Origin of the sequence: Streptomyces sp. ML-6 (assembly GCF_030116705.1) — a bacterium.
GTDB lineage: Bacteria > Actinomycetota > Actinomycetes > Streptomycetales > Streptomycetaceae > Streptomyces.
The window spans coordinates 3,558,189-3,571,171 of sequence record NZ_JAOTIK010000001.1 but is presented as its reverse complement, the minus strand read 5'-3'; the positions used below and the strand labels follow the sequence as shown (position 1 = coordinate 3,571,171).

Sequence of the window (12,983 nt, the reverse complement as noted above, 5' to 3'; positions counted from 1 at the left end):
CCACCGAAAAAACCGGAGTGCAGAGTACCGGTTTGACTGTGCGGGTTGTTACCCGAGAGGGCTCACACAGTGCGAAGTGAAGCTTTTGGGCTTCCGGGACAGCACCTAAAATTTCGAACACGGTTGCGGAAGCCCCTGGGGGAGAGTGTTACGGGGGCATGGGGGGCGACGGCGGCAGCTCACGGGGGTGGCTGTTGCCGTCGTCCGCAACCGTTGCCCTTTCGAAGGCCACCTCGATGCAGTTGCCGCCGCTGGCGCTGTAGCTGGATTTGAACCACCGAAAGGTGTTGCTCATTCCTCTACTCCTGCCAACTGCTCGATGAAGCCCAGCGATTCACGAGGCCCCATGGTCTGTGACCGGATCTCCGCATGGCGCTGGGCATACGTGCTCACCTTCCCGGGAGCGCTGATCAGCAGACTTTCGTCCTGGGGTTCCAGGTGGGCGAGGCGTTCGTGGCCCAGGCGGCCGGGCGGCCGGGGCGCGGTCAGTCGTCCTTCGTGTACGTGAGCTTCTCGCCGCTCTCGGTGTTCTCGCGGCGCAGGCTCCCGTCCGGGAGCAGGGTGAGCGTGGTGGCCTTGCCCGCGGTGCAGGACGTCATGGGTTCGCCCACCGTGACCGTGGAGGGGCCGATCTCGACGGGGCCGCCCGGGGCCGGTTCGGAGGCCAGCTCGGCCTGGAAGACGCAGTGGTAGGAGTCGCCGGTGTCGAGCGGGCCGTCCGCGGTGAGGTTGAGGACGGTGTCGCCGACCTCGCCCTGCTGGATGACGAGCTTGCGGGTGGAGCGCCCCGTGTCGTTGTCGATGGAGCTCGACCAGGAGCCGAGGTAGCCGGAAGGGATGGGGCCGTCGCCGTTCTTCACGTCGTCGGTGGGGGTGGGGGCCGCGGTGGACGGGCCGCCGGAGCCGGGGGAGCCCGACGAGGTGCCGGTGGGGGACGGGGAACCGGTGGGAGACGCCGTGGTTCCCTTCCCCTTCTCGTTCATGAGGGCGTAGACGGAACCGCCCGCGCCTATGGCGACCAGCACGGCGACGAGGATGAGGGCCACGGTCGAGCCCCGGCCGCGGCGTTCCGGTTCGGGACCGGGCTGCGGGGTGGCGGCGGGGTACGGCGGACCGAACGGGGGCGTCCCGTTCGGGGGCACGGCGCCGAAACCGTAGTGCTGCTGCTGCTGCTGCTGCGGAGGCGGAGGAGGCGGTGAGGTCTGCGGATAGCCGTACCCGGGGCCGAAGCCCTGGGCGGGGTGCGGCTGGGCGGGCTGTTGCTGCGGGTAGCCGTACGCGGGGGAGTGGGCCGGTGCGGGCGTGGAAGGAGACGGGGCCGGAGTCCCGGGCGCGGTGGGAAACGCGTGAACGGGGCGGTCCGCGGGAGGTGCGGGAGGTGTGTGAGGCACGGGGGCCGTGGGAGGCGTCGGGGGCGTGACTGCCGCAGCGGCTGCGGCTGCGGCTGCGGCGGCCGGGGGGCCCTTGTCCGGTACGGGTTCGGGCCCGTCCGCGTCCTCGGGAGCCTCGGGGTCTTCGGGGTCCTCGGGCTCCGCAGGGTCCTCGTAGTCCAGCAATTCGACGGCATGGCGCCCGAGTTGGGCGATGAGCGCGCCGGGGAGCCAGGGCTCGGCGGTGTCGCCGTCGGCCAGGCGGTCCAGGATCGCGTCCGTCGTGGGGCGGGCGGCGGGGTCCTTGTGCAGGCAGTCCCCGATCAGTTCGACGAGGTCCACGGGGACGCCGGTCAGGTCCGGGTCCTCCTGTGCGATCCGGAACATCTGGGCGTGCGCGCCGCTGTCGGAGGTGCCGAAGGGGAGCCGGCCGGTCGAGGCGTACGCCAGTACCGAGCCGAGGCAGAAGACATCGCACGCCGGGGTGACCCGTTCGCCCCGCACCTGCTCGGGCGCCATGAAACCGGGTGAGCCGATCAGGGCCCCGGTGCGGGTGACGCCGCCGTCGGTGACGGTGTGCAGGGCCCTGGCTATGCCGAAGTCGATGACGCGCGGCCCGTCGATCGTCAGCAGGATGTTGGAGGGCTTGAGGTCCCGGTGGACGATCCCGGCGGCGTGGATGTCCTGGAGGGCGTGGGCGAGGCCCGCGCCCAGGATGTGGACCGAGCGCTCGGTCAGGGGGCCGTACGCGTCGGACGGGGTGCCCGGGGCGGAGCGGGGCCGACCGGTGACGGTGGCGTGGAGGGACGGCCCGGCGACGTAGCCGGTCGCGACCCAGGGCACGTCCGCCTCCGTGTCCGCGTCCAGCACGGGGGCGGTCCAGGCGGAGCCGACCTGGCGGGCGGCCCGCACCTCGTGGCGGAACCGGTCGCGGAACTCCTGCCGGGCGGCCAGCTCGGGGCGGACGAGTTTCACCGCGACCGTGCGGCCGTTCGCCGACCTGGCGAGGAACACCTGCCCCATGCCGCCTTCGCCGAGCCGGGCGAGCAGCCGGTACGCACCGATGGCGCGCGGATCCTGTGGCGTCAGGCTCTGCATGGCGCTGGACGTCCTTCCCCCGGGGTCGAGCTGTTTTTGTAGCGGTGCCTGGCATGGCTCGCTCGATCATAGGGACCCACGCACGGCGTGGGCGGGACGGTTGCGAAGTGCGCCCCCGTCCCGAAGTGCGTCCGGCACGGGTCCGGTTCCCGCCGGGCGGGGCGCTCTACGGTTCGTCGGCAAGGGTTTCCATGGCGGCGGACAGTCGTTCCAGTACCCGTACGGTCTCCGCGAACCGTTCCTCGCCCAGCTCGGCGGCGAGCCGGGCGGCGAGGTCGGCGTGGCCGGGGTCGATGCGCCGGACCGCGGCGCGCCCCTCGTCGGTGGGGCGCAGCAGCTTGGCGCGGCGGTGGGCGGGGTTGGGCACGTACTCGGCGAGGCCCTTGCCGACCAGCAGATCGGCGACGCGCTGCACGCTCTGCCGGGTGATGCCCATGGCGCGGGCGATCCCGGAGACGGGCAGGGGCTCGCGGAGCACGGCCCCGAGGACCTGCCACCAGGAGGCGGTGAGTCCGGCGGGCCCGGCCAACTGCTCGGAGACCGTGAGGAACTGGCCGTTCAGCCGGAAGACGCCGAGCGCGGTACGGCTCAGCAGTTCCTGGGGCGAGGGGGCCTGGGGCGAGGGCTTCCGGTCCGTCGGCTCCCGGCTCATGAGGCGGCGTTCAGGGTCTCGTAGGCGGCCGCGTCCGAGTCGTGGAACAGCCGGTACCAGGCGTCGAGCTTCTCGCCCTCGTACACGCCGAGCCGCGCGAAGACCTCGCGGGCGAACGCGACGGGCTCGGTCGGGCCGGCCGTGATGAGGTCGCCGTCGGTCACCGCGTCCGCCTCGACGTACCGCTCACCCCCCGCGTACCCCGTGGCCGCGAGGTAGAAGGAGACCGCGCTCGTGTGCGCGCGGTCGTCGAGCAGGCCCTCGCGGGCCAGGCCCGCCGTCGCCCCGCAGATCGCGGCGACCGGCACCCCGGCGTCCAGGAAGCCGCGCGCCGCGCGGGCGAAGGGGGCGAGTGCGTCGCCGGAGTCCCAGAGGTCGGCGCCGGGAAGCACCAGGAGCGCGCTGTCCTCGGGGCGCAGGTCCGCGAGCGCGAGATCGGGCAGGACGCGCATTCCGCCCAGGGTGGTGACGGGGTCGGTGGTGGGGCCGACCGTCCGCACGGTGAAGCCCGCCCGGGCGAGATGGACGGTGGTGTGCCCCGTCTCCCAGTCGGCAAGGGTGTCGTACACGGCCAGGTGCACGGACTTTCGGATGTCGTTCATGACGCCTCCTCCGGCGGGACGCCCCGGCGGCGCGGACCCGGTGCCGGCCGTCGCGATGCGATGACAGCATGCTGTCGGTTCGACAGCGTGCTGTCAAATGGTTGGATGATGCGAGGGGCGGCGCGTCGGCAAGGTGCCGAGCAACGTGCCGTCGGACCCCCGACACCCTGCCGACCCGGGAGGGCCCCACGTCATACAAGGTGGCCATGTCCGGCCGCTCCCCGCGCGACCTACGCTCGCCGCATGACCCCTCATGCCCCTCATGTCGACCCCGCCGCCGGCGCGGCCGTGAAGGCCGCCGACCGTGCGCACGTGTTCCACTCCTGGTCCGCCCAGGGCCTGATCGACCCGCTCGCCGTCGCCGGCGCCGAGGGGTCGTACTTCTGGGACTACGACGGCAACCGCTACCTCGACTTCACCAGCGGCCTCGTCTACACCAACATCGGCTACCAGCACCCCACCGTCGTCGCCGCGATCCAGGAGCAGGCGGGCAAGCTCGCCACCTTCGCCCCCGCGTTCGCGATCGAGGCGCGGTCCGAGGCCGCCCGCCTCATCGCCGAGCGCACCCCCGGCGACCTGGACAAGATCTTCTTCACCAACGGCGGTGCCGAGGCCGTCGAGAACGCCGTCCGCATGGCCCGGCTGCACACCGGCCGCACGAAGGTGCTCTCCGTCTACCGCTCGTACCACGGCGCCACCTCCACCGCGATCAACCTGACCGGCGACCCGCGCCGCTGGCCGTCCGACAACGGCTCGGCGGGCGTCGTCCGCTTCTGGGCGCCGTTCCTCTACCGCTCGCCGTTCCACGCCGAGAACGAGGCCGAGGAGTGCGCCCGCGCGCTCCAGCACCTGGAGGACACCCTCGCCTTCGAGGGCGTCGCCAACGTCGCCGCGATCATCCTGGAGACCATCCCCGGCACGGCGGGCATCATGACGCCGCCGCCCGGCTACCTCGCGGGCGTGCGCGAGATCTGCGACCGGTACGGCATCGTCTTCATCCTCGACGAGGTGATGGCCGGATTCGGCCGTACCGGCACGTGGTTCGCCGCCGACCACTTCGACGTGGTGCCGGACCTGATGACCTTCGCCAAGGGCGTCAACTCCGGTTACGTGCCGCTCGGCGGGGTCGCCATCTCGGCCGAGATCGCCGCGACCTTCGACACCCGCCCCTACCCGGGCGGACTGACCTACTCCGGCCACCCGCTGGCCTGCGCGGCGGCCGTCGCCACCATCCACGTGATGGAGGACGAGAAAGTCATCGAGAACGCCGCCCGCATCGGCGAGACGGTCCTCGGCCCCGGCCTGCGCGAACTCGCCGAGAACCACCCGTCGGTCGGCGAGGTGCGCGGTCTCGGCGCGTTCTGGGCGCTGGACCTGGTGCGCAACAAGGAGACCCGCGAACCGCTCGTCCCGTACAACGCCACGGGCGAGGCCAACGCGCCGATGGCGGCCTTCGGCGCGGCGGCGAAGAAGAACGGCCTGTGGCCCTTCGTCAACATGAACCGCACGCACGCGGTTCCTGCCTGCAACATCACCGAGGCCGAGGCCCGGGAAGGGCTCGCGGCCCTCGACGCGGCGCTGTCGGTGGCCGACGAACACACGGTGTGACCGGGGTGCGCGCGGCCCGGTAGCGGGGCGCCGCCCCTCCGTGCGGTGTGCCGCTCCTCCGCGTGGCGCGGCGCCCTCCGTGTGGCACGGGGCTCCGCAGCGTGGCGCGGCGCCCCTCCCCCGCCCGGATCCGCTGCCCGGATCCGGGCACGGCGAGCCTGGCTTAAGGTGACCGGAGCCGAAGAACGGGGAGGGGCGCCATGGGCGCGAGCGGAGCTGTGACCCGCAGTACGCTGCGGCAACAGATCGCGGACGCGCTGAGTGACGAGGTGCTCGCCGGACGTCTGCGACAGGGACGGGAATTCACCGTCAAGCAGATCGCCGAACAGTACGGCGTTTCGGCGACGCCGGTGCGCGAGGCGCTCTTCGACCTCTCCGCGCAGGGGCTGCTGGAGTCGGACCAGCACCGGGGCTTCCGGGTGCGCGAGTTCAGCGTCGCCGACTACCGGTCGATGGTCGAGGCCCGGACCCTGGTCATCGACGGCGTCATCCGCGACATCTTCTTCGCCCCGAGGCCCTCGGCGGCGCACATGGCGGCGTACCGGGACTGCGTCGTCTCCGTGCGCCGCCGGGCCCAGGAGGCGGCGCGGGCGGCGCTGAGCGGCGACCTCGACATCCTCATCGGGTACGACCTGCGGTTCTGGCGCGAACTGGGCGCGATCGCGGGCAACCCGTACATCAACGACTTCCTGCACCGGCTGCGCGTCCAGGCCTGGGTGTTCGCGGTGCCGTACCTGCGCCACGACGCACGGGCCAGGGACTGGCTCTGGAACCGGCACCAGGACCTGGTCGCGGCGATCACCGCCGGGGACCGCGAAGGGGTGCGCGCGGTGATGGACGACTACAGCACGCACGCCCTGACCTGGGCGGACCGGCTCGCGGCCGGGGAACTCGAACACCCCGGCCAAGCCGCGTCCCCGGCCGCGCACGAGCCGGGCGACGGGCCGGGTGATGGACCGGGCGACGGGTCGGGCGGCGGACCGTCCGGCAAACCGGCCCCGCCGCGCCCCTGACGACGGGCCGGTCACGCACGGGGACACACCCCGGGGCGAGGGGCCGGGCATGTTCCCCGGGCGAGGGGCCACTGTGCGCGACGCGCCCCTCGCATTACGCTGTCCCGACCATCCCGAACATTCCGATGTGCACCCGTGGGAGAGCGAGACTTCGTGGCTTGTGACCTGTGGCTGGTCCCCCTCGTCGACGTGCTGTGCCACAGCCCCGACAACCCGTTCGCCGAAGAGATAGCCGTCTACGACAAGGCGTTGGGCGAGGCGGGACTGCCGCCCGTACCGGTGTACGCCTACATGCCGGGCCTCACGGGCGACGTCGCCCCGGTCGCGGGATTCGACTACGAGGCCCTGCACTTCCTGCGCCGCGCCTACCTGCTCCAGCTCAGCGGCCTCGCGGTCACGCCGGTCGACGAACTGGGCGGGGACTACGAGCAGTTGCTGGAGATGTTCGAGGCGACGGCCCAGCAGTCCCACCTGGTCTGGCACTACGACCACGCCGGGGCGTACGTCCCGCTGGACTTCGCCACCCCGCTCTCCAACGACGACCTGCTCCAGGGCGGCGGGCCGCTCGGCTCCTCGCACGGCCTGCTGCGGGAACTCCAGTACATGGCCCCGTCGATCGGCATCGACCCGGCGAACCCGCCGGCCGCCCCGCTGCCGCCGATCGCGCCGACCGCCCTGGAGGAACGGGCGGACCCGGTGCCGTACGACACCAGTCCGTTCGCCCGCGAGCGGCACGTCTGGCTGGGCCTGCACGCGGCGGCCACCCGCAGCCTCGCCCAGGGCTCGATGATCATCTTCAGCTAGAGCGCGCGGGGCGACTCCGGGAGCACGCCGTGCGTCGTGGCCTCGGGTCGTGCGCCCCGCGTCTCGCCCCGTGCGCCGCATGGCCCCGGTCCGGGAACGGGTCGGGGCCGAGGCGCGCATCGAACCGGACCGCACCGCATCGGACCGCACCGGACCGGACCGCATCGGACCGCACCGGACCGGACCGCATCGGACCGCACCGGACCGGACCGCACCGGACCGGACCGCACCGCACCGGACCGGACGGAACCGGACGGAACCGGACGGAACCGGACTGAACCTGACCGGACCGGGCCCCGGCCCGATCCGATCCGAACGAAAGACCCTAGCGGGGGGACTCCGGGGGCCGTTGGCGCGGCATGTTCGGCCGGGCCATTGTCTGTAACGGGAACCGCCCCGGCAGCACGCCCTGATCCGCGCGCCCGCCGTTACCGGCCACCGAGGCGAGCGCCTGCATCCCCATCGGGGCGGGCCCGGAGCGGAACTCCACCATCCAGTCCGCGGTCTCGGTGCGCACCAGATCCGTGACGTCCTCCGAGAACCGCCGCAGTACCCCGAGGCACCGCTCGGCCGCCTCGCTGGCCGTACCCTCCGCCGGGCCGAGCACTTCCCGCACGCACTCCGACGCCCAGTCGAACTGCAGCACCTGGAGGCGCCGTTGCACGGCCTGGGCGGTGGCGAGATTCCTTATCCAGCCCGAGGTCAGGCCGAAGTACCGGTCGCACGCCATGCACGCCGCGCCCAGCAGCAACGACAGGTAGCCCCAGCCCGCCGCCCCGGCCAGCGCCCCGGTCAGATCGAGCAGCGGCAGCGCGGCGCCCGCGACCGCCCCGAGCGCGGTGCCGATCCGCAGTGCCCGGGCCCCGCGCCGCTTCCACACCCGGTCGTTCAGATACCAGTCGGCGGTGCGCAACGCGTCGGCCTCGACCCAGCGGTACAGCTCGTCGAGGCGGTCGGCGGGTTCGCCCCAGTCACCGAGCGGAAACGGCGTACCGGTCAGATCCCTGCCCCGGGCGTCCCGGGGGTCCAGGGCCTCCCGGGCGGCCCGGTCGTGCGCGCCGGAGCCCGAGCCGGCCGGACCGGGCTCCTTGCGGGACGGCCCCTCGGGCTGCATCTCCGGCTGGCTCACCGGGTACTCCTCTGTGTTCTGCGGGGCGGCGCCTGATGTGCGGCGGTGCGTTCCGGCGGTGGTCGTTCCGACGGCGGTGCGTTCCGACGGCGGGGCTCGTGGGTGCTGCGGGTGGTGCGGGGCCGCCGTGCGGCACGCCTGCCGCTCTGCGGAGTGACCGGACGCCCCGAATACGTAACCTTGCGTGACGATCCGTGTACTCGTACGTACCGATGTGCATGCTCTTCCTACCGCCGAATGGTGGGCCATGGGGTAGAAATCCCGGTATTCCCGGGTGCGCGGGGCCTGTGATCAGGTATAGGACTCTTTCTGGCGTTGCCTGAAACTCACTCGAAAGAGTTGCTCGCCAGTGGGTGGGGCGCACTGCCCGGTGACCACGTAGGCTCGGCGTACCGAAACATTTTGTCGTCGAATTGCCAGGAGCAACCGTGATTCCCGGTGGTGGTCAGCCCAACATGCAGCAGCTGCTGCAGCAGGCTCAGAAGATGCAGCAGGACCTCGCCGCGGCCCAGGAGGAACTGGCCGGGACCGAGGTCGAGGGCCAGGCGGGTGGCGGTCTCGTGAAGGCGACCGTGACCGGTTCCGGCGAGCTCCGCAACCTGGTGATCGACCCGAAGGCCGTCGACCCGGAGGACACCGAGACGCTCGCGGACCTCGTCGTCGCCGCGGTCCAGGCGGCGAACGAGAACGCGCAGCAGCTCCAGCAGCAGAAGCTGGGCCCGCTCGCCCAGGGCCTGGGCGGCATGCCCGGCCTCCCCTTCTGACGCCCGGTCCCGGCCCCGGGCGGAACAACAGAACACCCGGCCCCGGGCGGAACAACAGAACACCCGGCCCCGGGCGGAACAACAGAACACCCGGCCCCGGGCGGAACAACAGAACACCCGGCCCCGGGCGGAAGGGCAGAACACCCGGCCCCCGGGCGGTACAACAGAGCAGAACAACAGAACAAAACAACAGAACAGAACGACCGAAGAGAACGACAGAACAGAAGCAGGGCCGGAAAGGAAGGCGTTCCCGTTGTACGAAGGCGTGGTTCAGGACCTCATCGACGAACTGGGCAGGCTGCCCGGTGTCGGTCCCAAGAGCGCCCAGCGGATCGCCTTCCACGTCCTGCAGGCCGAACCGACCGATGTGCGTCGCCTCGCCCATGCCCTCCTGGAGGTCAAGGACAAGGTGCGGTTCTGCACGGTCTGCGGCAACGTCGCCCAGCAGGAGCAGTGCAACATCTGCCGCGACACCCGCCGGGACCCGTCGGTGATCTGCGTGGTCGAGGAGCCGAAGGACGTCGTCGCGATCGAGCGGACCCGTGAGTTCCGCGGCCGGTACCACGTCCTGGGCGGCGCGATCAGCCCGATCGAGGGCGTCGGCCCGGACGACCTGCGCATCCGGGAACTGCTCGCCCGGCTCGCCGACGGCTCGATCACGGAGCTGATCCTGGCGACCGACCCCAACCTGGAGGGCGAGGCCACCGCCACGTACCTGGCGCGGATGGTCAAGCCGATGGGCCTCCGCGTCACCAGGCTGGCCAGCGGTCTGCCGGTGGGCGGCGACCTGGAGTACGCGGACGAGGTGACCCTGGGCCGCGCCTTCGAGGGGAGGCGGCTGCTCGATGTGTGACATGCGCCCGATGTGTGACGCCTTCATGTCGTCCGGTGTTCGGTCGATGACCATTCCCGCGACTCACGACGGCTTTACGTTCAGCGCCGATATGTTCTTCTCACCGTTCGCGACCGTGCCCACGGGAGGTCCCCTCGATGTCTGACGCCACGCTGAACTCCGTCACGCAGGACCCGGACGACTTCGCCGTCCAGATCGCCGACCAGATCAAGACGTTCATCGTCGCGGTCACCGAGGTGTCCAAGGTCGAGGAGCCCGAGGAGGCCGTCCCCGTCCTGCTGCTCCAGGTCTCCCAGCTCCTGCTGGCCGGCGGCCGGCTGGGCGCGTACGAGGACATCGTCCCCGACGAGCGCTACGAGCCGGACCTCGGCGCGGAACCGGACGCGGACCGGCTGCGCGAGCGGTTCGCCACCCTGCTGGAGCCGATCGACGTCTACTCCGAGGTCTTCGACCCGTACGAGCCCCGCAAGGCCCCCGTCCCGGCCCGGATCTCCGACGACCTGGCCGACCTGATCACCGACCTGCGCCACGGTCTGGCCCACTACGAGGAGGACCGCACGACCGAGGCCCTGTGGTGGTGGCAGTTCTCCTACTTCTCCAACTGGGGCTCCACCGCCTCCGCCGCCCTGCGCGCCCTCCAGTCCCTGATCGCCCACATCCGCCTCAACCAGCCCCTCCAGGAGCTGGACGGCCTGGACACGGACTCGGAGACCCTCGACGACGACCTCGCCGAGGAGGCGGGCCGCGTGATGGCCGAGGAGATCGCGGGCCCCCTGGGACTGCGCCCGGTGCAGTAGCGGCGCGCCGCTGGATCCGCCGGGGCCGATCCGGCAACCCCGATCCGACAGCGGGGCCTTCCCGCCACCCGCGCGAAACTGCCGTGCCGTTGAGGGCGCGCGTTGCTAGCCTCCCGATGATCTGTGGCACTCACAGACGGTAATGGGGAGGGACGCATGCGTGAAGTCAGTGGTGCGGGCCGTCGAAGAACGGCGCGGCTCGGGGCGTTGTCGCTGGTCACAGCGGCCATGCTGGCGGCGCAGGGGGTGACGGTCGCGGTTGCCGATCCGACTCCGGACGAGTCGTGGGCCTCGGGGCTGGAGACCGGCGGCCGGGCGTGTGGGGCGGGGGAGGCCAAGGCGTATGTCCGCACCCTGCCGCCGTTGCGTGCCGTGCTGTCGGACCCGGGGCACGGCGGACAGCCGGACGCGCCTTCGATCGTGGCCGAGTTCGAGCTGTGGTGGGCGGCCGACGGTGGCATCGAGCGGCGGCAGTTGACCACACTCGCCAAGCCCCAGGGCTCGGGGTTCTCCTGGCATCTGCCCGAGGAGATCGCGATCCCGACCGACACCGTGGTCTCGTGGCATGTGCGTGCCCTCAGCGGGGGAAAGGTCTCGCCCTGGAGCTCCGACGGGTCGGGCACGGCCTGCGAGTTCGTGTACGACAGGGAAGCACCCGAGCAGCCCGTGGTGTCGTCGGACGACTACCCGGACAACGACGCATGGACGGACGGGGTCGGTGTCCACGGGACCTTCCATCTCGATTCGCCGTCCGACGACGTCGTTTTCTACCGTTACATCTTCGGGGGCGGTCGACAGCTGACCGTCCCGGCATCCGGGCCGGACGGCGCTGCCGACATCGACTACCTTCCGGAGTCGCCGGGGCTGCACACCCTGGAGGTCCAGGCGTTCGACCGCGCGGGCAACGGCAGCGCACCGGTGAACTACCAGTTCCGGGTGGGTTCCGGGCGGGCGCCGGCCGCGCACTGGAAGCTGGCCGACGCGGCCGGCTCACGAACCGCAGCCGCCGAGGCCGGCCCAGCGGCCCGCGTCGGCGCCGGGGCCACGTTCGGCGCGGCCGCTCCGTCCGGTACGGACGTGACGTCCACGGTGGCGCTGGACGGCACGGGGCACGGCTTCGTGACGCCGGACACCACGATTGTCGCGACGGACCGGACGTTCTCGGTGGGCGCCTGGGTACGGCCGACCGCGGTGGACGGCACGCGGACCGTCGTCAGCCAGGACACCGGGCAGGGGCCGGCGTTCACGCTGGGGCTGGGGCAGGCCGACGGCAAGCCCGTCTGGTCGTTCGGCCTCGGCGGCACGCGGCTGACCGGTGGTGAGCCCGAGGCGGGGCAGTGGGCGCATGTGCTCGGCCGGTACGACGCCCGGACGGGCACGGCCCGGCTGTACGTCAACGGCAGGGCCGTGGGCGAGGAACAGCCCGTGACCCCGGCCTCGGGGGACGGAGACTTCCAGATCGGCCGGGCGCAGGGCGCGGCCGGATACCGGGACCGCTGGCAGGGCGAGGTCGGTGACGTGCGGGTCCATGACCGGGTGGTGGTGCCGGCCGAGGTCGCGGAACTCGCAGCCCGGAAGGCGCAGCTGCTGGGCCACTGGGGACTGGAGACGGCCCCCGGGGGCGTCAGCGCGGAGTCGAACGGCGGGCAGCCGCTGAAGCTCGGTCCGGGCGCCTCGGTCCGCCGGTTCGACGAGCCCTGCGACCCGCTGGACCCCGACTGCGATCCCGGGGACTGGCCGCTCGAGGGCGAGGGACATCTGCTGCTGGACGGGGTCTCCGGACACGCGGCCACGGAGAATCCGGTCGTGGACACCGGTGGCAGCTTCAGCGTGAGCGCGACCGTGCGGCTGGCCGACCAGGAGCCGGCCCGCCTCATGACCGTCCTCTCCCAGGGAGGGGCGCACGGCGACGCCTTCAAGGTGCGTTACCGGCCGTCGACCCGCAGCTGGGAACTGGTGATGTCCCACGCGGACGAGCCGGGGGCCGCCGAGACGGTGGTCGCCCAGTACACGGAGCCGGACGGCGGTTTCGGCGCGGGGCACCGCATCGCCGTCGTCCACGACGACGCGATGAACCGGATCACGCTCTACGTGGACGGCTACGCCGAGACGGCGGGCACCGCCGAGTTCCGTGACGGCTGGACGAGCAGTGGCGGCCTCCAGGTCGGCCGGGGGCGTACGGCCGAGGGATGGGGCGAGTACCTGCACGGCGCCGTCGACCAGGTCCGGGCCTTCTCCGGTGCGCTCACGGCCGCCGAGGTCGCCATGCTGAGGTAGGGACGTCCGGCGGGGA

General features: G+C 72.1%; 12 protein-coding genes and 1 pseudogene. 7 read left to right on the top strand and 6 right to left on the bottom strand.

Going from position 1 to position 12,983, the window contains the following annotated elements; translation table 11 throughout:
• Positions 1-148 precede the first annotated feature (148 nt).
• The 5 genes and pseudogenes from OCT49_RS15635 to OCT49_RS15615 form a co-directional block, all read right to left on the bottom strand.
• Positions 149-295 carry a DUF397 domain-containing protein gene (locus OCT49_RS15635; protein ID WP_283852497.1) on the bottom strand — a complete coding sequence of 49 codons (147 nt, stop codon included), beginning with the start codon at positions 293-295 and terminating at the stop codon, positions 149-151.
• Positions 292-456 (bottom strand): annotated as a pseudogene (locus OCT49_RS15630) (transcriptional regulator); the annotation flags it as partial. The gene OCT49_RS15635 and the pseudogene OCT49_RS15630, both read right to left, overlap by 4 nt.
• A gap of 29 nt (positions 457-485) precedes the next feature.
• A complete protein-coding gene (locus tag OCT49_RS15625) occupies positions 486-2,468 on the bottom strand; it encodes a serine/threonine-protein kinase (RefSeq protein WP_283852496.1) in 1,983 nt (660 codons plus the stop codon).
• 166 nt (positions 2,469-2,634) lie between these two features.
• Entirely contained in the window at positions 2,635-3,120 is a 486-nt protein-coding gene (locus OCT49_RS15620) for a MarR family winged helix-turn-helix transcriptional regulator (protein WP_283852495.1), read from the bottom strand.
• Positions 3,117-3,722 (bottom strand): type 1 glutamine amidotransferase family protein, encoded by a 606-nt coding sequence (locus OCT49_RS15615; protein WP_283852494.1) that lies wholly within the window; start codon positions 3,720-3,722, stop codon positions 3,117-3,119. The genes OCT49_RS15620 and OCT49_RS15615 overlap by 4 nt, the downstream gene beginning before the upstream one ends.
• Positions 3,723-3,965: 243 nt before the next feature.
• Between OCT49_RS15615 and OCT49_RS15610 the strand changes: the two genes are divergently transcribed.
• From OCT49_RS15610 to OCT49_RS15600, 3 genes are all read left to right on the top strand, one after another.
• Positions 3,966-5,330 (top strand): aspartate aminotransferase family protein, encoded by a 1,365-nt coding sequence (locus tag OCT49_RS15610; RefSeq protein WP_283852493.1) that lies wholly within the window; start codon positions 3,966-3,968, stop codon positions 5,328-5,330.
• A gap of 200 nt (positions 5,331-5,530) precedes the next feature.
• The gene (locus OCT49_RS15605; RefSeq protein WP_283852492.1) at positions 5,531-6,343 is read left to right on the top strand and encodes a GntR family transcriptional regulator; all 813 of its coding nucleotides are present in this window, start codon (positions 5,531-5,533) and stop codon (positions 6,341-6,343) included.
• A gap of 153 nt (positions 6,344-6,496) precedes the next feature.
• Positions 6,497-7,147 (top strand): putative DNA-mimic protein, encoded by a 651-nt coding sequence (locus OCT49_RS15600; RefSeq protein WP_283852491.1) that lies wholly within the window; start codon positions 6,497-6,499, stop codon positions 7,145-7,147.
• 325 nt (positions 7,148-7,472) lie between these two features.
• Here OCT49_RS15600 and OCT49_RS15595 read toward each other — a convergent pair whose 3' ends face one another.
• A complete protein-coding gene (locus OCT49_RS15595) occupies positions 7,473-8,261 on the bottom strand; it encodes an SLATT domain-containing protein (RefSeq protein WP_502963469.1) in 789 nt (262 codons plus the stop codon).
• Positions 8,262-8,704: 443 nt separating this feature from the next.
• Between OCT49_RS15595 and OCT49_RS15590 the strand changes: the two genes are divergently transcribed.
• The 4 genes from OCT49_RS15590 to OCT49_RS15575 all read left to right on the top strand — a co-directional run bounded on the left by OCT49_RS15590 (position 8,705) and on the right by OCT49_RS15575 (position 12,967).
• The gene (locus OCT49_RS15590) at positions 8,705-9,040 is read left to right on the top strand and encodes a YbaB/EbfC family nucleoid-associated protein (RefSeq protein ID WP_283852489.1); all 336 of its coding nucleotides are present in this window, start codon (positions 8,705-8,707) and stop codon (positions 9,038-9,040) included.
• Between the two features lie 253 nt (positions 9,041-9,293).
• Positions 9,294-9,893: a recombination mediator RecR gene (gene recR, locus OCT49_RS15585; RefSeq protein ID WP_283852488.1), complete on the top strand. Its 600-nt coding sequence runs from the start codon at positions 9,294-9,296 to the stop codon at positions 9,891-9,893.
• Positions 9,894-10,030: 137 nt separating this feature from the next.
• On the top strand, positions 10,031-10,690 hold the full coding sequence (locus OCT49_RS15580; RefSeq protein WP_283852487.1) for a DUF5063 domain-containing protein: 660 nt from the start codon (positions 10,031-10,033) through the stop codon (positions 10,688-10,690).
• Positions 10,691-10,846: 156 nt separating this feature from the next.
• A complete protein-coding gene (locus OCT49_RS15575) occupies positions 10,847-12,967 on the top strand; it encodes a LamG domain-containing protein (RefSeq protein WP_283852486.1) in 2,121 nt (706 codons plus the stop codon).
• Positions 12,968-12,983: the final 16 nt, after the last annotated feature.

What these genes read in the sequence shown, in the direction of transcription:
- OCT49_RS15625 (WP_283852496.1), bottom strand. Translation starts at nt 2,468, where the DNA reads ATGCAGAGCCTGACGCCACAGGATCCGCGCGCCATCGGTGCGTACCGG.
- OCT49_RS15610 (WP_283852493.1), top strand. Translation starts at nt 3,966, where the DNA reads ATGACCCCTCATGCCCCTCATGTCGACCCCGCCGCCGGCGCGGCCGTG.
- OCT49_RS15575 (WP_283852486.1), top strand. Translation starts at nt 10,847, where the DNA reads ATGCGTGAAGTCAGTGGTGCGGGCCGTCGAAGAACGGCGCGGCTCGGG.
- OCT49_RS15580 (WP_283852487.1), top strand. Translation starts at nt 10,031, where the DNA reads ATGTCTGACGCCACGCTGAACTCCGTCACGCAGGACCCGGACGACTTC.
- OCT49_RS15615 (WP_283852494.1), bottom strand. Translation starts at nt 3,722, where the DNA reads ATGAACGACATCCGAAAGTCCGTGCACCTGGCCGTGTACGACACCCTT.
- OCT49_RS15595 (WP_502963469.1), bottom strand. Translation starts at nt 8,261, where the DNA reads ATGCAGCCCGAGGGGCCGTCCCGCAAGGAGCCCGGTCCGGCCGGCTCG.
- OCT49_RS15635 (WP_283852497.1), bottom strand. Translation starts at nt 295, where the DNA reads ATGAGCAACACCTTTCGGTGGTTCAAATCCAGCTACAGCGCCAGCGGC.
- OCT49_RS15620 (WP_283852495.1), bottom strand. Translation starts at nt 3,120, where the DNA reads ATGAGCCGGGAGCCGACGGACCGGAAGCCCTCGCCCCAGGCCCCCTCG.
- OCT49_RS15605 (WP_283852492.1), top strand. Translation starts at nt 5,531, where the DNA reads ATGGGCGCGAGCGGAGCTGTGACCCGCAGTACGCTGCGGCAACAGATC.